At 73.8% G+C, this 16,493-nt stretch carries 15 protein-coding genes; 9 read left to right on the top strand and 6 right to left on the bottom strand.

The window, feature by feature from the left end; translation table 11 throughout:
• Window positions 1–77 precede the first annotated feature (77 nt).
• The 3 genes from AB0C17_RS21895 to AB0C17_RS21885 form a co-directional block, all read right to left on the bottom strand.
• Window positions 78–653, bottom strand: a complete 576-nt coding sequence (locus tag AB0C17_RS21895) for a Clp protease N-terminal domain-containing protein (RefSeq protein WP_357471742.1) — start codon at window positions 651–653, stop codon at window positions 78–80.
• Window positions 653–889 (bottom strand): HTH domain-containing protein, encoded by a 237-nt coding sequence (locus tag AB0C17_RS21890; protein ID WP_030275209.1) that lies wholly within the window; start codon window positions 887–889, stop codon window positions 653–655. Before AB0C17_RS21890 ends, AB0C17_RS21895 begins: the two co-directional genes overlap by 1 nt.
• A 77-nt stretch (window positions 890–966) precedes the next feature.
• Complete coding sequence (locus AB0C17_RS21885; protein ID WP_357471580.1) at window positions 967–1,392, bottom strand: helix-turn-helix domain-containing protein; 426 nt, start codon at window positions 1,390–1,392, stop codon at window positions 967–969.
• A 141-nt stretch (window positions 1,393–1,533) separates the two neighbouring features.
• On the opposite strand from AB0C17_RS21885, the gene AB0C17_RS21880 reads away from it, so the two are divergent.
• From AB0C17_RS21880 to AB0C17_RS21855, 6 genes are all read left to right on the top strand, one after another.
• On the top strand, window positions 1,534–2,022 hold the full coding sequence (locus AB0C17_RS21880) for an SRPBCC domain-containing protein (RefSeq protein ID WP_357480186.1): 489 nt from the start codon (window positions 1,534–1,536) through the stop codon (window positions 2,020–2,022).
• Between the two features lie 52 nt (window positions 2,023–2,074).
• The gene (locus tag AB0C17_RS21875; RefSeq protein WP_357385618.1) at window positions 2,075–2,638 is read left to right on the top strand and encodes an NADPH-dependent FMN reductase; all 564 of its coding nucleotides are present in this window, start codon (window positions 2,075–2,077) and stop codon (window positions 2,636–2,638) included.
• Between the two features lie 99 nt (window positions 2,639–2,737).
• Window positions 2,738–3,538, top strand: coding sequence for a PP2C family serine/threonine-protein phosphatase (locus AB0C17_RS21870; RefSeq protein ID WP_357480184.1), 801 nt, complete (start codon window positions 2,738–2,740; stop codon window positions 3,536–3,538).
• A gap of 83 nt (window positions 3,539–3,621) precedes the next feature.
• Window positions 3,622–4,452: a universal stress protein gene (locus tag AB0C17_RS21865; RefSeq protein WP_357480180.1), complete on the top strand. Its 831-nt coding sequence runs from the start codon at window positions 3,622–3,624 to the stop codon at window positions 4,450–4,452.
• 35 nt (window positions 4,453–4,487) lie between these two features.
• Complete coding sequence (locus AB0C17_RS21860; protein ID WP_357471577.1) at window positions 4,488–6,866, top strand: phosphoketolase family protein; 2,379 nt, start codon at window positions 4,488–4,490, stop codon at window positions 6,864–6,866.
• Window positions 6,863–7,729, top strand: coding sequence for a universal stress protein (locus AB0C17_RS21855; RefSeq protein ID WP_357385610.1), 867 nt, complete (start codon window positions 6,863–6,865; stop codon window positions 7,727–7,729). Before AB0C17_RS21860 ends, AB0C17_RS21855 begins: the two co-directional genes overlap by 4 nt.
• A gap of 1 nt (window position 7,730) precedes the next feature.
• Here the strand turns inward: AB0C17_RS21855 and AB0C17_RS21850 are convergent, their stop codons facing one another.
• Window positions 7,731–10,079 (bottom strand): heavy metal translocating P-type ATPase, encoded by a 2,349-nt coding sequence (locus AB0C17_RS21850; RefSeq protein ID WP_357480177.1) that lies wholly within the window; start codon window positions 10,077–10,079, stop codon window positions 7,731–7,733.
• A 166-nt stretch (window positions 10,080–10,245) separates the two neighbouring features.
• Between AB0C17_RS21850 and AB0C17_RS21845 the strand changes: the two genes are divergently transcribed.
• Both AB0C17_RS21845 and AB0C17_RS21840 read left to right on the top strand, forming a co-directional pair.
• A complete protein-coding gene (locus AB0C17_RS21845) occupies window positions 10,246–11,256 on the top strand; it encodes a nitroreductase (protein WP_357385606.1) in 1,011 nt (336 codons plus the stop codon).
• A 138-nt stretch (window positions 11,257–11,394) separates the two neighbouring features.
• Window positions 11,395–13,017: a GAF domain-containing sensor histidine kinase gene (locus AB0C17_RS21840; protein ID WP_357385862.1), complete on the top strand. Its 1,623-nt coding sequence runs from the start codon at window positions 11,395–11,397 to the stop codon at window positions 13,015–13,017.
• A gap of 7 nt (window positions 13,018–13,024) precedes the next feature.
• Here AB0C17_RS21840 and AB0C17_RS21835 read toward each other — a convergent pair whose 3' ends face one another.
• The gene (locus AB0C17_RS21835; protein ID WP_357385604.1) at window positions 13,025–13,663 is read right to left on the bottom strand and encodes a response regulator transcription factor; all 639 of its coding nucleotides are present in this window, start codon (window positions 13,661–13,663) and stop codon (window positions 13,025–13,027) included.
• 187 nt (window positions 13,664–13,850) lie between these two features.
• Between AB0C17_RS21835 and AB0C17_RS21830 the strand changes: the two genes are divergently transcribed.
• Window positions 13,851–14,825: a nitroreductase gene (locus AB0C17_RS21830; RefSeq protein ID WP_357385602.1), complete on the top strand. Its 975-nt coding sequence runs from the start codon at window positions 13,851–13,853 to the stop codon at window positions 14,823–14,825.
• Window positions 14,826–14,843: 18 nt separating this feature from the next.
• Here the strand turns inward: AB0C17_RS21830 and AB0C17_RS21825 are convergent, their stop codons facing one another.
• Window positions 14,844–15,845 carry an NAD-dependent epimerase/dehydratase family protein gene (locus tag AB0C17_RS21825; protein ID WP_357471573.1) on the bottom strand — a complete coding sequence of 334 codons (1,002 nt, stop codon included), beginning with the start codon at window positions 15,843–15,845 and terminating at the stop codon, window positions 14,844–14,846.
• Window positions 15,846–16,493 lie beyond the last annotated feature (648 nt).

Raw genomic sequence — 16,493 nt, 5'->3', positions numbered from 1 at the left:
GGACACAGGGCGTGACGGCGACCCGGCGCAGCGGGACGTAGCGAGGACCGCAAACAGGTTTGAAACCCGGGTGCGGGTCAGGCCGCCTCGCGCAGCGCCGCGTCGACGCGCCGCCGCAGGTCGTCGAGGTCCACCCCGGCCTCGGTGAGCACCACGGCGGCCAGGCCGTCGCCCTCGCGCAGCAGGCCGAGCAGGATGTGTTCGGTGCCGATGTGCCGGTGGCGCAGCCGCAGCGCCTCGCGCAGCGACAGCTCCAGCACCTTCCTGGCGCGGGGCGAGAACGTGCCGTGGTGTGGCCCGCGACGCCACCACCGGCGCGGGCGCGGGGTCGCCTCGCGCAGCGCGTCCGGGCCGAAGGACTCCTCGATCCGGGCCACTATCGCGGCGAGGTCGATGCCGATCTCGCGCAGCGCCGCCGCGTCCGCCGCGCCGAGCCCGTCCACGCCCCGCTCGGCGTGGCGGGCCACCGCGGCGCGCAGCGCGTCGGCGTCGACGCCGCCGGCCGCGAGCAGCCGTACGGCCAGGCCGTCGGGGTCGGCGAGCACCCCCAGCAACAGGTGCTCGGTGCCGACCGGCCGCCGTCCCTCGGCGCGGGCCTCGTCGAGCGCGTGGTGCACCACGGCACGGGCCCGGTCGGTGAATCGTTCGAACATCACGCCTCCCAGCTCTCGCGCACCGCCGGTCGTCCGGCGTGCTTCTTGTGGACCGCCTGCCGGCTGACCTCGAGGGCGTCGGCGATCTCCTGCCACGACCAGCCCTGCCGCCGGGCGTTGTCGACCTGGATCACCTCGAGCCGCTCCAGCAGCCGGCGCAGGGCGAGCACGGCACGCAGGCCGACCTTGGGGTCGGTGCTGCCGGCCGCCGCCGCGAGTTCCGTCGCCTGACTCATGCTGTCAATGTAGGTTGACACGCGCACTGTGTCAACTCTGGTTGACGCGCACCCCGGTCTGCCGCCCCGGGGCGCGACTATGCACGGCGCGGAGTGGCGTTGTTCGCGGTGGACGTCCGGTCGAACTCGTCGCGGTTACGGACGAGATCGCTCTGGTGATCACGGACCCAGTGCACGAGTCCACCCACGGCCTCACTCAGTGAGCGGCCGAGCGGTGTCAAGGCATACACGACCCTCGGGGGCACCTCCGGGTACGCGGTCCTGGTCACCAGCCCGTCGCGGTGAAGGGCGCGCAGCGTCTGGCCGAGCATCCGTTGGGAGACGCCAGCGACCTGCTCGTGCAACGCGGTGAAGCGCAGCGGGCCGGACGTCAGGGCCGTGATGGTCAGCAGCGTCCACTTGTCGCCCACCCGCGCCAGCACCTCCCGGACGAGCTCGATCGTCTGGATGCAGTCCGGCGCGACCCCGCGCTGCGCCAGTTCGGCACCAAGGAGGCTCGTCATGCTCTTCCGTTCCTCGCGCGTCAGTAGCTGACTTCAAAGTGCGTATCGGGCAGCCGGACTAAATCCGTTGGACGCACGTTTCTTACTAATCGTAACTGACATGCGGTCACCCATTCGTGACCGTCACAGCGGGAGGACGGCATGGTCCGGCACGACACATTCACGATCACGCGGCACCTCGACGGGCCGCCGGGCGAGGTCTTCACCGCGTTCGCCGACACCACGATCAGGCGCCGATGGTTCCGGCTTCCCGGCAGCGGAGCGGTGTACGAGCACGACTTCCGGGTGGGCGGTGGTGAGACGGCACGCAGCACCTTCACCACGCTGGACACGGCACCCGAGCGGCTGGAATACCGGTCGCGGTACATCGACATCGCGGACGCACACCGGATCGTCTACGGCTACGAGGCCGTCGTCGACGACGAACTGCGATGGACCTCGCTGGTCACCGTCCGGCTCGACACCGAGCCCGACGGAACCTGCCTGGAATGGACCGAACAGGTGACCTTCCTCAGATACGCGGGGGACGGCAGTTCCGACCTCGCGCACCTGCGCGGCGCCAGCGTGCTGCGGCTGAACGGACTGGACGCCGCTCTGCAATCCGGATCCTCGCCTCAGCAATCCGCGTGACACCGCGTTTCGGACCGTCGGCAACCTTCGAATCGACCAGAACGGATCACTCATGACGAACATCGGGATCATCCTCGGCAGCACCCGCCCCGGCCGGGTCGGCCACCAGGTGGCCGAGTGGGTAGCGAAGCACGGCAGCCAGCACGACGGCATCGACGTCGAGGTGGTGGACATCAAGGACTATGACCTGCCGGTCTTCGACGAGCCACAGTCACCGCTACTCGGCGCCTACACCCACCCCCACACGTGGCGCTGGAGCAAGAAGATCGCCGAGTTCGACGGATACGTCTTCGTCACCCCGGAATACAACCGATCGATCCCCTCCGCGCTGAAAAACGCCATTGACTACCTCTACGGCGAGTGGAACAACAAAGCGGCCGGATTCGTCTCCTACGGCAGCAGTGTCGGCGGCGCACGTGCGGTAGAGCACCTACGCCTCATCACGGCAGGTCTTCAGCTGGCAGGCGTACGCACCCAGGTCAGCCTGTCACTCGCCACCGACTTCGCGGCATTCACCACGTTCACTCCCGGCGACCGCCACGACGCTATGCTCCGCCAGCTCTTCGCCGAGGTGGCCGCCTGGGCCGACGCGCTCGCGCCACTGCGCCGGCCCTGACCCGCAGACCGCTCACGGGGACAGCCAGGCCACCTCCACTGCCAGAAAGTCACCCTGAAGATTCCACACCCCGGCCCGTCCCGGTGTTACGGTCCGCTGGTGTTCCGCCGCCGTCCGCTGGACCGGCCGGTCGAGCCCGCGCGCCGGCTCACCGCCGGCCGCCTCACCCTGGAGATCGCCGGGGGCAGCGTGGTCGGGCACCGCTACCCGGAGAACTACGACGTGCTGCACGTCGACCCGGAGCTGCCGATGGCGGTGGTCTGCGACGGCATGGGCGACGGCGAGGGCAGCCGGATCGCCGGCACGACCGCGGCCGAGACGTTCGTGGCGCGGGTCCGCGCCGACTGGCCCGCCGTCGGCCCCGCCGGGCTGCGGGCCGCCGTGGCCGAGACCCAACGGCGGGTACGCCAGGCCGGCGCGACGCTGTCCGGCCTGACCGGGTGCACGCTCACCGCGCTCGTGGTCCAGCCCGACGGCGAACAGGGCTGGCTGGTCCAGCTCGGCGACTCGCGGGCGTACCGGCTGCGCGACGGTCTGCTGGAACTGGTCACCGTCGACCACACCATGGCCTGGCTCGGCCTGCTGCACGGCTGGTGGCCGGCGGACTCGCCGGAGGCGGCGCGGGCGCGCTACCAGCTGCTGCGCTACGTCGGCCACCCGGACCGGCCCGAGCCGGACCTGCTCGCCGTGCCGCTGCGCCGGGGCGACACCTGGCTGCTGTGCACCGACGGCATCAGCGACCAGCTCGGCTACCACCGGCTGCGCGACCTGCTCGCCACCCGGCGCGAGCCGGCGCGGACCACCGAGGCCCTGCTCGCCGCCAGCCTCGACGAGGGCGGCGAGGACAACGCCACAGCCGTCGTCCTGCGCGTCCATCCCACCCTGCCCGCCCCGCGCTGACCGCCGGTTTCCGCCGACCCGCTCCGGCGCACCCGGTCCCACGACTACGGTGGGTGAAAAGCAGGGGTCGGGAGGTGAGCCGGGTGGCCGCACCCAGCCACGGCGCGGTGGTGGTCGGCGTCAGCCGCTCCGAGGCCGACCTGACCGTGGTCCGCACGGCCGCCGCCGAGGCCGCCGCCCACGACCGTCCGCTGCACCTGCTGCACGCGTTCAACTGGGCGGCGACGCCCGGCCCCGCCCCGGCCGGCGGCACCCGCACCGACGCGGAGAACGTGCTGGAGAACGCCCGGCGGGTGGCCGCCGAATGCGCGCCGCAGGTGCCGGTCAGCGGCCGCATCGTCGAGGGCTCCCCGGTCGAGGCGCTGCTGCGGGTCGCCGACACCGCCTTCCTGATCGCTCTCGGTGACGGAGGCATGTCGGCCCACCCGAACCGCGTACCGGCCGACACCCCGGCCGTGGACGTGGCCGCCCGGGCCACCTGCCCGGTGCTGGTCGGCCGCACCGAGCCGGCCCCGCCCGGGCCGCTGCTCGTCGGCTTCGACGGCTCGGCCAGCTCGCGGGCCGCCCTCGGATACGCCTTCGACTGCGCGCGACACCGCGGCGCGCGCCTGCTCGCCGTCCGGGTGATCGAGCCGGACTCCGGCGACCGCGACGACGGGCGGCTGGAGGAGGCGGTCACACGGGAGGCCCGGCGGCACCCGCGGGTCACCGCCGACTGCGAGACCGTCCACGGTGAGCCGGGACCCGTCCTGCTCGACCGGTCCCACGCGGCGCAGCTCGCGGTGGTGGCCGCCCGGGGCGACGGGCCGGTCGGGTCCACTCTGGGCGCGGTCAGCCAGTCGCTGCTCTACCACTCGCCCGCCCCGCTGATCGTCGTACGGGGACTCCCCGCGGACGCCGGGGACGGGTCGTGACGCCCGCGCGGGGCGGACGTGCCGAGGAGGAAGACATGGTCCTGACCGAAGACGAGGTGCGCCGGCTGGACGCGTACTGGCGCGCGGCGAACTACCTCACCGTCGGCCAGATCTACCTGCTCGACAACCCGCTGCTGCGGGAACCGCTCAAGCCCGAGCACGTCAAGCCGCGCCTGCTGGGCCACTGGGGCACCAGCCCCGGGCTCAACCTGCTCTACACGCACCTGAACCGGGTCATCGTCGAACGGGACCTGTCCGCCATCTTCGTCACCGGACCCGGCCACGGCGGCCCCGCGCTGGTGGCGAACACCTGGCTGGAGGGCACCTACAGCGAACTTCACCACCACATCCCCCGGGACGGGACCGGCATGCGGCGCCTGTTCCGCCAGTTCTCCTTCCCGGGCGGCATCCCGAGCCACGTGGCGCCGGAGGTGCCGGGTTCGATCCACGAGGGCGGCGAACTGGGGTACGCGCTGAGCCACGCGTACGGCGCCGCGTTCGACAACCCGGACCTGCTGGTGGCCTGCGTGATCGGCGACGGCGAGGCGGAGACCGGCCCGCTGGCCGGGAGTTGGCTGTCGAACGTGTTCCTCAACCCGGCCCGCGACGGCGCGGTGCTGCCGATCCTGCACCTCAACGGCTACAAGATCGCCAACCCGACCGTGCTGGACCGGATCCCCCGCGAGGACCTGCGGGACATGATGCGCGGCTTCGGCTACGAGCCGTACGTGGTCGAGGGCGACGACCCGGCGGCCGTGCACCGGTTGCTGGCCGGCACGCTCGACCGGGCGGTCGACGAGATCACCGCGATCCAGCGCCGGGCCCGCTCCGGCGGGCGCGTCGAGCGCCCCCGCTGGCCGATGATCGTCCTGCGGACGCCGAAGGGCTGGACCGGGCCCGCCCGGGTCGACGGCAAGCAGGTCGAGGGCACGTTCCGCGCCCACCAGGTGCCGATCTCCGGTGTCCGGGACAACCCGGAGCACCTGGCCGAGCTGGAGCGCTGGCTGCGTAGCTACCGGCCGGAGGAGCTGTTCGACGCCACCGGCGGTCCGGTCGCCGAGGTGACCGAGCTGCCGCCCACCGGTGACCGCCGGATGAGCGCCAACCCGGTCGCCAACGGCGGCAGGCTGCTGCGCGACCTGGAGCTGCCGGACTTCCGCGACTACGCGGTAGACGTACCGACGCCCGGTGAGCCGATGGCCGGCGCGACGGGTGTGCTCGGCCCCTGGATCCGCGACGTGATCGCCCGCAACCCGCGGACGTTCCGCCTGTTCGGCCCGGACGAGGTCGCCTCGAACCGGCTCGGCGCGGCGTTCGAGGTCACCGACCGCGCCTTCGTCGGCACGGAGACGCCCGGCGACGACCACCTCTCCCCCGGCGGCCGGGTGATGGAGGTGCTCTCCGAGCACCTGTGCCAGGGCTGGCTGGAGGGCTACCTGCTGACCGGCCGGCACGGCCTCTTCACCAGCTACGAGGCGTTCATCCACATCGTCGACTCGATGGTCAACCAGCACGCCAAGTGGCTGAAGGTGACCCGGGGCATCCCCTGGCGGGAGCCGGTGGCGTCGCTCAACTACCTGCTGTCCAGCCACGTGTGGCGCCAGGACCACAACGGCTTCTCCCACCAGGACCCGGGCTTCATCGACCACGTGATGAACAAGAAGGCCGAGGTGGTCCGCGTCTACCTGCCGCCGGACGGCAACACGCTGCTCTCCACAATGGACCACTGCCTGCGCAGCCGGCAGTACATAAACGTGGTGGTGGCCGGCAAGCAGCCCGCGCCGAACTGGCTGACCATGGACGAGGCGATCCAGCACTGCCGCCGCGGCCTGGGCATCTGGGACTGGGCCAGCAGCGACGAGGGCACCGAGCCGGACGTGGTGCTCGCCTGCGCCGGTGACGTGCCGACGCTGGAGACGCTGGCCGCCGTCGACCTGCTGCGCCGGCACCTGCCGGCCCTGAGGGTGCGGCTGGTGAACGTGGTCGACCTGATGCGCCTGCAACCGCCGTCGGAGCACCCGCACGGCCTGCCGGACAACGAGTTCGACACCATCTTCACCCGCGACAAGCCGGTGATCTTCGCCTACCACGGCTACCCGTGGCTGATCCACCGGCTCACCTATCGCCGTACCAACCACGAGAACCTGCACGTACGCGGCTACAAGGAGGAGGGCACCACCACGACACCGTTCGACATGGTGATGCTCAACGACCTGGACCGCTTCCACCTCGTCATCGACGTGATCGACCGGGTGCCGGGGCTGCGCTCGCGCGCCGCGCACCTGCGCCAGGACATGGTGGACGCCCGCCAGTCCTGCCGCGACCACACCCGCCGCTATGGTGAGGACGATCCCCGGGTCGCCGAGTGGCGCTGGATCCGCGAGAACGACCCGGCCGTGAGGAGTGGCGAATGAGCGACGACGAGATCCTGGTCGGCTACGACGGCTCCGCCGACGCGGCGGTCGCCCTGAACTGGGCGCTGGACGAGGCGGGCCGCTCGGGGCGGCCGGTACGCCTGGCGTACGTCTTCGAGTGGTTGACGGTGACCGGCTGGGTCGGACCCGCCGTGGCGCCGGGGGTGTGGCCGGACGAAGCCGCCCGGCAGCAGGTCGAGGAGCTGGTACGCAAGGCGGCTGCGGACGCCGCCGCCGAGCGGCCGGGCCTGACCGTGCGCGGTGAGGTGTTCGACGGACCGCCCGCGCTCGTGCTCCAGGAACGGTCCGCCGAGGCGGGGATGCTGGTGCTCGGCAGCCGGGGCCACGGCGGCTTCGGCGGGCTGCTCGCCGGCTCCACAGCGGTCTCGGTCACCGCGCACGCCCACTGCCCGGTGGTGGTGGTCCGCGACGGCCAGGCCGCCACGTCCGGGCCGGTGGTGGTCGGCTCGGACGGCTCGGAGTCGGCGCTGCGGGCGCTCGGCTTCGCCGTCGAGCGGGCCGCGCAGCGGGACGTGCCGCTGCGGGTGCTGCGGGCCTGGGAGCCGCCGGGCGACAGGTGGGTGCCGCCGGACTTCGACCCGGAGCGGGTCGCCGCGAGCGAGCGGGCCGCCGCCGAGGCGGAGCTGGCCACCTGGCGGGAGAGCTTCCCCGACGTGCCGGTCGAGATCGACGCGGTGCCCGGCAGCGCGTCGGCGCTGCTGGTGGAGGCCAGCCGGTCGGCACAGCTGGTGGTGGTCGGCAGCCGGGGCCGGGGCGGGCTGCGCGGCATGCTGCTCGGCTCGGTCAGCCAGCAGCTCATCCAGCACTCGCACTGCCCGGTCGCCGTGGTACGCGAGCGCTGACTCAGCGGCCGGGCGTGGTGGAGCCCTCCTCCGGGTTCAGCGAGAAGTAGTCCTCCTCCTCCTGGGCCAGGTGCAGGCGCAGCACCGCGTCCAGGCCGTAGAGCGCGGCGAGCAGATCGGGAATCTCGTCACGGCGCAGCCGGCCGTCCGGCTGCGCCGTGAGGTGCCCGCCGATCCGCTCCACCAGCCGCACGATCTCCACGTGCGCGCGGCTCATCGTGGAGGTCGCCTCGTCGCTGCCCAGCGGGCCGGCCAGCGCCGGGTAGAGCTGCCGGTCCTCGGCCGCCTCGTGCGGCAGCACCTCGTCGACCAGGCGCCGGTGCACCTCACGCAGCGCCGGCAGGCACGCCGGGTCGTCCGGGCGCGTCGCCACCATGTCGGCGGTGTCGCGCAGCCGGGCCAGCACGTCGCGGACGCCGCCGTGCTCGCCGGCGTACCTGTCGATCAGCTCCACCGTGTGCGCGGGCAGGTCGCGCCGCCGCAGGCCGCCGCCGAGCGCGCGCAGCGCGTTGAGGATCACCAGGACGTCGATGCCCTCCTGGAGGAACGCGCCGGCCACCGGGGGCAGCCGGCCCGCGGCGGCCACCAGCATCGCCAGCACCGCCAGGCCCATCCCGACGGTGGCGCTCTGCACCGCGATGCGGCGGGCGTACCGGGCGATCTCGACCGCGTCGGCGAGCCGGTCCAGCCGGTCCACAGTGAGCACCGCGTCGGCCACGTCCGCCGAGGCGGTCGCCCCGGTCGCGCCCATCGCGACGCCGACGTGCGCCTCGGCCAGCGCGGGCGCGTCGTTCACACCGTCGCCGACCATCACCGTCACCGCGTGCGCCGACTCCTCGCGTACCCGCTCGGCCTTCTCCTGCGGCGAGCAGCGCGCGATCACGTCGTCGACGCCCACGATCTGCGCCACCTGCCGGGCCGTGCCCGGTCGGTCGCCGGTGACCATGACCAGCCGGGTGAGGCCCGCCTCACGCAGCCGGCGCACCGTGCGCCGGGCGTCCGGGCGGACCGGGTCCTCCAGCAGGATCGCGCCCAGCGGCCCGCTGTCGTCGCTGACCCACACCGCGGAGCGCCCGGCCCGTTCGGCACGCTCACCGAGGCGGCCCGCCCACTCCGGCGGCTCGCCGCCGAGCTGCCCGACGTGCACCATCCGCCCGTCGACGCGTCCGCTCACCCCGTGCCCCGGCTCCTCGGTGACCTGCGTCGGCTCGGCCAGCGGCAGCCCTCGCTCGCGGGCCTGCCGGACCAGCGCGGCGGCCAGCACATGCGGGGAGAGCTGCTCGACCGACGCGGCCAGCCGCAGCACCTCGTCCCGGTCACCGCCCGGCGCCACCACCACCTCGGCCGCCCGGGGCCGGCCCGCGGTGAGCGTGCCGGTCTTGTCCAGCAGCAGGGTACGGGCGCGGCCGAGCTGTTCCAGCGACCCGCCGTCGCGGACCAGCACACCGCGCCGGGCCACCCGGGACAGGCCGGAGACCACGGCGATCGGGGTGGCCAGCAGCAGCGGGCACGGGGTGGCCACCACGAGCACCGCCACCGCCCGGGTGAAGTCGCCGGACAGCAGCCACGCCAGCCCGGCCAGCACCAGCGTGAACGGCACGAACGCGGCGGCGTAACGGTCGGCCAGCCGTACCATCGGCGCCTTGCGGGCGGTGGCCTCGCCGGCCAGGCGGACGATGCCCGCGTAGGTGCTCTCCGCCGCGTTGCGGCTGGCCCGCAGCCCGAAGCCGGCGCCCGCGTTCACGACGCCGCTGGCGACCTGCTCCCCGGCCGCGCGGGTCACCAGCTGCGACTCGCCGGTGACCACCGACTCGTCGAGCGTCGCCGCCTCCTCGGCCACGCCGTCCACGGGCACCACGTCGCCCGGCCCCACCACGAGGCGGTCCCCCACCTCGACGCGGTCCAGCGGCACCACCTCGATGCTGCCGTCCGGGGTGCGCCGCCGCGCCTGCCGGGGCGCGCGTTCGAGCAGCGCCCGCAGGTCACGGGTGGCGCGGCGCTGGGCGTACTCCTCCAGCGCCCGCCCGGTGGCGACCATCACCGCGATGACGGCGCCGGCCAGGTACTCCCGCACCAGCAGCGCGCCGAGCAGCGCCAGCACCGCGATGACGTCCACGCCGAACTGCCGCAGCCAGAGCTGACGCAACGTCGTCCAGGCGGCCGGGATCAGCGCGACCAGTGTGACCGCCGCCCAGACCAGCCGGGCGGCGTCGTGCGCGCCGGCGAGCCACAGCGCCGCGCCGGCCAGCACGGCCACTGTGAGCAGCACCAACGGTGCCCACTCGGTCCAGGCCCATCGCCGGGCGCGGGCCGGCTGCTCGGGTACGCACTCGCCCGGTTCGGTTCCCACGTGGGGATCGTCTCAGCCCGGACGCGCGCCGGGCAGGGCGACCCGGGTAATCCGCAGGGCGAAGGACCCCTGCGGGGCGCCCTGGCATGGCCGAGGATGGAGCCGCATCCCCACCCGGGCTTCCCGGGCGTGGGGCACGATGGGGAAAACAGGAAAGGTCGTGACGATGAGCCACGAGACGCCGGCCGGCGATCGCCCGTTGACCACCGCGCTCGCGGAGGCCGCCGGAATGGCCGGCCACGCCCCCTCGGTGCACAACACGCAGCCGTGGCACTGGACGGTCCTGCCCGACGCGCTGGAGCTGCGGGTGGTCCGCGAACGGCACCTCAGCGCCATGGACCCGGAGGGTCACCTGCTGGTGGTGAGCTGCGGCGCCGCGCTGCACCACGCCCGGGTGGCGCTGGCCGCCGAAGGCTGGACCCCGGTGGTGGAACGGCTGCCCGACCCCAAGGAACCCGACCTGCTGGCCCGGATCACCAGCCTGAAGCACACCGGCGCCGACCCCGACGCCATGCGCGTCGTGCAGTGCATGCAGGTGCGGCACACCGACCGGCGGCCGGTCAGCGACGAGCAGATCCCGACCGCCGCGCTGAACGACATCGACCGGGCCGCCACGCTGGAGGGGGTGAACCTGCAACTGCTCGACGACACCCAGAAGATCCAGCTCGCCGCCGCCGCCCAGCAGGCCGCCGCCGTCGAGGCGGACAGCCCGGAGCTGCGCGAGGAGCTGGCGTACTGGACCAACCGGGCCGGCACCGGCACCGGGCTGCCGCCGGAGGTGCTGCCCGAGCAGGCGCCCCAGACGACCGTTCCGGCCCGTGACTTCGGCCGCGCCGGGTCGCTGCCGGTCGGGCCCGGCCACGACAAGACCGCCGTCTACGGGATCCTCTGGGGCTCCGACGACGAGACGATGAGCTGGCTGCGCGCCGGGGAGGCGCTCTCCGCCGCCTGGCTCACCGCCACCCGGCACGGCGTGTCGCTGGTGCCACTGTCCGGCGTGGTGGAGGTCGAGGGCACCCGTGAGGTGCTGCGGCAGATTCTCTCCGGCCTCGGGTTCCCGTACCTCAGCATGCGGCTCGGCGTGGCCGACCCGACGCACGCCGGACCGCCGCACACCCCCCGGCTGGACGTCACCCAGACAGTCGACACCTCGGCGGTCCGCGAGCGCCTCACCTGACCGGTCTCGATCAGGGCGGCCGCCGGGCGATACCATCGCCCGGTGGCCGCCGCACCCCAGCCCTCGCACGAGCACGTCGCACCGTCGCTCGGGCTGACCCCGCTGTCCCGCGTCCGCCTGGACGAACTGCTCCAGGAGATGCTCGACCGCGTCGGCGAGGTGATGACCAGCCGCGAGCGGCTACGGGCACTGCTCGACGCCGTCGTCGGCATCGGTTCCGACCTGGATCTGCGCAGCACGCTGGAACGGATCGTGCAGTCGGCGTGCGAGCTGGCCGGCGCCCGCTACGGCGCGCTCGGCGTGATCGGCCCGGACCGCATGCTCCACGACTTCATCGTCCACGGCATCAGCCCCGAGCAGCACGCGAAGATCGGCGAGCTGCCGCACGGCCGCGGCGTGCTCGGCCTGCTCATCGACCAGCCGAAGCCGGTACGCATGCCGGACATCACCAAGCACCCCAACTCGTACGGCTTCCCGCCGAACCACCCGCCGATGCACAGCTTCCTCGGCGTGCCGGTACGCATCCGCGACCACGTCTGGGGCAACCTCTACCTGGCCGAGAAGCAGGGCGCGACCGAGTTCACCGAGGACGACGAGGAGATCGTGGTGGCGCTGGCCGCCGCGGCCGGCGCGGCGATCGAGAACGCCCGCCTCTACGCGCTGGCGCACCGGCGCGAACGCTGGCTCGCCGCCGCCGCCGAGATCACCTCGGTGCTGCTCGGTGAGGTGCGCCGTACCGACGCGCTGACCCTGGTGGCCCGCCGCGCCCGCGAGGTCGCCGAGGCCGAGCTGGCCCTGGTGCTGCTCTACGACGAGGACGAGGCGCAGTTCACCGTCGAGGTGGTCGACGGCGCCGACCCGGTCACCCGGGAACTGGTCGGCGCGGTGCTGCCCGCCGCCGAGACCAGCTTCGCCGCGTCCGCCACGTCGGGCCGGCACGACCAGGTCGACAACCTCGCCGCCGCGGCGCCCTGGCCCCGGCCCGTGGTCGCCGGGCCGGCAGTGGTCTCCCCGCTCGCCGCCGCCGACACGCTGCACGGCGTCCTGGTGATCGGCTACCGGCCCGACCACGGTCCCGCCGCCGACGACGACCTCGCCCTGCTGGCCAGCTTCGCCGGGCAGGCCGCGCTGGCCATGGAGCGGGCCCGCGGGCAGGAGGAACGGGAACTGCTTGTGGTCCTGGAGGACCGCGAACGCATCGCCCGTGACCTGCACGACGTGGTGATCCAGCGGCTGTTCGCCACCGGCCTGCAACTGCAGAGCGGCGCGATGAACGCCCGCCCCGAGGCGGCCAAGCGGATCAACCAGGCCGTCGACGACCTGGACGCCACCATCCGCGACATCCGCCGCACCATCTTCGAGCTGCGTACCCCGATGAGCGCGGCGCTGCGCACCGAGATCCGCGAGGCCATCGAGGTGGCCGCCGAGTCGCTCGGCTACCGCCCCGAGCTGGAACTGATCGGCCCGATCGACAGCGCCGTCCCGGACGACCTGCGCCCCGAACTCACCGCCGTGCTGCGCGAGGCGCTGTCGAACGCGGTACGCCACGCGCGGGCCGACCGGGTGTCGGTGCGGGTGCGCGTCGACTCCGGCCGGGTCGAGATCACCGTCACCGACGACGGCGTCGGCTGCGACCCGGAGGCGGCCCGCAGCGGCCTGGTCAACCTGCGGGAGCGGGCCGAGCGGCTCGGCGGCGAGTTCTCGCTGCGCCGGGCCGAGCCGCGCGGCACCGAGGTGCGCTGGAGCGTCCCGCTCGACTGACCGCCGGTCAGGTGTTCTTGCCGAGCAGCCGGGTGGCCAGCACCGCCGCCTGGGTACGCCGCTCCAGGCCGAGCTTGGCCAGCACGCTGGAGACGTAGTTCTTCACCGTCTTCTCGGCCAGGAACATCTTCCCGGCGATCTCCCGGTTGGTGAGCCCCTCCGCCACGTACTCCAGGATCCGCCGCTCCTGCTCGGTGAGCGACTTCAGCTCCCGGGGCTGCTCCACGCCGCTGCGGATGCGCTCCAGCACGCGCGTGGTGATCGCCGGGTCGAGCAGCGACTGCCCGGCTGCCACCCGGCGGACCGCGTCCACCAGGTCGGTGCCGCGGATCTGCTTGAGCACGTACCCGGCGGCGCCCGCCATGATCGCCGCGAACAGCGCCTCGTCGTCCTCGTACGAGGTGAGGATCAAGCCCTTGATCGAGGAGTCCACGGCGCGGACGTCGCGGCACACGTCGATGCCGTTGCCGTCGGGCAGCCGGGCGTCGAGGATCGCCACGTCGGGGCGCAGCGCCGGGATGCGGCGGGCCGCCTCCTGGGCCAGGCCGGACTCGCCGACCACCTCGATGTCGCCGCTGCTCTCCAGCAGATCGGCAAGGCCACGACGGACGACCTCGTGGTCGTCGAGCAGGAACACCCGGATCATCAGTCCTTTCTACCCGCTTTCCCGCCCTCGTAGCACGGGTCGAAAGTCCCGTCCTGCCCGCACCGCCCGGGACCGACGGCCGGGCCCAGGTGGGGACCTCCGGCCCTGCTCACCGCGCCGCGCGCTGACGCACCGTAGTGGTGTACCCGGCCGGGGGAGCCGGCGCCGCACGAGAGGGAGCACCACCATGACGACCGAATACACCGGCGAGCAGCTGCGGGCCGCGGTCGCCGACGCGGTCCGGGCGCCGTCGCTGCACAACACCCAGCCGTGGCGGTTCCGGCTGGTCGACGGCGGCATCGAGGTGTCCGTCGACCCGCTGCGCGGCCTGCCCGCCACCGACCCGACCGGCTGGGGCGCCCGGATCGCCGCCGGAGCGGCAGTGTTCAACCTGCGGCTGGCGCTCGCCGTCGCGGGCACCCCGGCCACTGTCCGGCTGCGCCCGTACCCGGCCGATCCGGACGTCGTGGCCCGGCTCGTGCCGGACGTGCCGCGCCGTCCCACCCCGGTCGAGCAGAGCCTGTACGGGGCGATTCCGCACCGGTTCAGCAACCGCGCGCCGTTCTGGCCCGACCCGGTGCCCGCCGAGGCCCGCTGGCGGCTCGGCGAGGCGGCCCGCGCCGAGCAGGGCTGGCTGGAGCTGGTGATCGGCACCAGCGCCGTCAACGCCGTCGCCGAGGTCGCCCGCAGCGCCCACCGCGTGCTGGAACGCGACCCCGCGTACGTGGCCGAACGGGCCGAGTGGATCCGCTCCGAGCCGGCCCCGGACGGCGTGCCGACGGTCGCCGGCGGACCGCAGAGCGAGCCGCAGGACCTGCTGCCCCAGCGCGGCTTCGGCGGCCGCAACCGCGCCCCCGGCCGCGACTTCGAGCCAGAGCCGCTGGTCGCGGTGCTCGGCTCGGCCGGCAACACCTCGGCCGACCAGATCCTGGCCGGGCAGGCGCTGCAGCGGGTGCTGCTCACCGCCACCGACGCCGGGCTGAGCGTGTCGATGCTGTCCCAGCCGATCGAGGTCCCGGCCGCGCGCGAGGCGCTGCGGATGTCGCTGGGCCGGTTCGGCACCCCGCAGATGGTGATGCGGATCGGGTACGGCCAGCCCGGCCGCGCCACCCCGCGCCGCCCGGTCGAGGAGGTGCTCGACCTGCCTGTCGTGTCGGCCTGACCCGTACTCCTCCGCAGGTCAGGCCGGCCACGCGGCCAGCAGGGCGGCCTCCCGCTCCGGTGCCAGGCCGACCGGGGCGCGGGCCGGACGCCCCGCGCGGGCCGGCACCCGCCCCACCTCGCGCAGCCACCGCCAGGTGTCCGCGACCGTGTCGGTCACCGGCCGGCAGACCAGCCCCGCCGCGTACGCGCGCTCGACGTCCCGCTCCTGCAACCACCGGTACTCGTGCCCGCGCGGGATCCATACCGGCAGGTCGTTCCACGGCTCGACCCCCGCGGCCAGGATCGGCTCCGGCGCGGTCCACCGCAACGTCGCGTCCGACCCGGTCACCGCCACGGCCGCGTCGAGCAGGTCACCCATCGTCGCGTGCCCGGTGCGGCCCACCACGTTGTACGCCCCGCCGACGCCCTCGGCGCCCCGGTCCAGCAGCCAGGTCGCCAGGTCCCGGACGTCCACGTACTGGATCGGCAGGTCACGCGGCCCCGGTGCCAGCACGTCACCGCCCCGGGCGATCCGATTCAGCCACCACGGCAGCCGCCCGATGTCCTCCCCCGGCCCCAGGATCAGCCCGGCACGCGCGAGCAGCGCCCGGTCACCGAACACCCGCGTCGCGGCGAGTTCCCCGCCGGCCTTGTTCGCCGGGTAGTCCCCGTCGTCGGCGTCCGGGTCGGCCGCCACAGTGGGTGCCTCCTCGCCGCTGCCCGGCGCGACGGGTGGCGCGTACACCGACCCGCTGGACACGTAGACGTAGTGCGGCACCGCGTCGACGAGCGCCAGCGCCGCGTCCCGCACCGCCCGTGGGGCGCCGTCCCAGGTGTCCACCACCAGATCCCACTCGCCGCCGGTGAGCGCGGCCAGGCCGTCCGGCGCGGTCCGGTCACCCCGCAACCGGTGTACGCCGTCCGGCACCCGCCCGTGCACACCACGGTTGAACACGGTCACCCGCCAGTCGCGGCGCACCGCCTCAGCCACCACCGCACCACCGACAAAGCCCGTACCACCGAGCATCAGGAGTCGCATGCGTCCCAGCCTGCCGCCGGGCGGCCGGTATGACGTGCCCTGTTCACGGTCAGCGGATCTGCCAACGGCAGAACCCGGCTCCCCCCGTCGCTCGCCCACCGCCGTCCCCCGTGTCGCCCACCCTGCCCCGCTCCCGACCGCGCCCCACCGCCGCGAGTCCTCGCGCCCCGCCCACTGCCGTCGATCTTGGAGTTGTGGCACCCCGAATTGCCCTTTTGGTGCGGTTTCGCGAGATGCCACAACTCCAAGATCGACGAACTCACCCCAGACCGCAGCGGATCCTCGCCGCGTCGTTGGCCGGGATCGTCACCGTCGCCCGGCCGCCGGAGACGGCCCCGCGCCGAACCCGCTACCACCCCCGGATCACCCGCGATCTTGCACTTCGGTACCCCGCATAGCGTGCGAATGGGGCACCCAAAAGGGCTCAAACTGCAAGATCGCCGATTGGCCCCCGCAGCACCCGACCCCCGGCCCGCGATCCGCCCCGCCCTCGAGGGCGTCGATCATGAAGTTGACGGCGCTCGGTGCCCGTTTGGCCACCGCCAACCTCATGGTGTCAATCCCCTGGAATCGTGGAGGGCTCCGTTATGCGGCCTGGGCCTCCAGGGCGCGGGTCTCTGGTCGTTCGTAGTCGGCGGGTGAGCGCCA

Source organism: Micromonospora sp. NPDC048887 (assembly GCF_040649715.1).
Taxonomy (GTDB): Bacteria; Actinomycetota; Actinomycetes; order Mycobacteriales; family Micromonosporaceae; genus Micromonospora.
Note: the sequence above shows the minus strand (reverse complement) of the source record. Positions and strands in the feature narration are given on the sequence as shown.

Coding starts and splice junctions, on each gene's coding strand:
- AB0C17_RS21890 (WP_030275209.1), bottom strand. CDS start 889: ATGAGTCAGGCGACGGAACTCGCGGCGGCGGCCGGCAGCACCGACCCC.
- AB0C17_RS21825 (WP_357471573.1), bottom strand. CDS start 15,845: ATGCGACTCCTGATGCTCGGTGGTACGGGCTTTGTCGGTGGTGCGGTG.
- AB0C17_RS21860 (WP_357471577.1), top strand. CDS start 4,488: ATGGTCCTGACCGAAGACGAGGTGCGCCGGCTGGACGCGTACTGGCGC.
- AB0C17_RS21855 (WP_357385610.1), top strand. CDS start 6,863: ATGAGCGACGACGAGATCCTGGTCGGCTACGACGGCTCCGCCGACGCG.
- AB0C17_RS21895 (WP_357471742.1), bottom strand. CDS start 653: ATGTTCGAACGATTCACCGACCGGGCCCGTGCCGTGGTGCACCACGCG.
- AB0C17_RS21875 (WP_357385618.1), top strand. CDS start 2,075: ATGACGAACATCGGGATCATCCTCGGCAGCACCCGCCCCGGCCGGGTC.
- AB0C17_RS21840 (WP_357385862.1), top strand. CDS start 11,395: ATGCTCGACCGCGTCGGCGAGGTGATGACCAGCCGCGAGCGGCTACGG.
- AB0C17_RS21830 (WP_357385602.1), top strand. CDS start 13,851: ATGACGACCGAATACACCGGCGAGCAGCTGCGGGCCGCGGTCGCCGAC.
- AB0C17_RS21880 (WP_357480186.1), top strand. CDS start 1,534: ATGGTCCGGCACGACACATTCACGATCACGCGGCACCTCGACGGGCCG.
- AB0C17_RS21845 (WP_357385606.1), top strand. CDS start 10,246: ATGAGCCACGAGACGCCGGCCGGCGATCGCCCGTTGACCACCGCGCTC.
- AB0C17_RS21885 (WP_357471580.1), bottom strand. CDS start 1,392: ATGACGAGCCTCCTTGGTGCCGAACTGGCGCAGCGCGGGGTCGCGCCG.
- AB0C17_RS21835 (WP_357385604.1), bottom strand. CDS start 13,663: ATGATCCGGGTGTTCCTGCTCGACGACCACGAGGTCGTCCGTCGTGGC.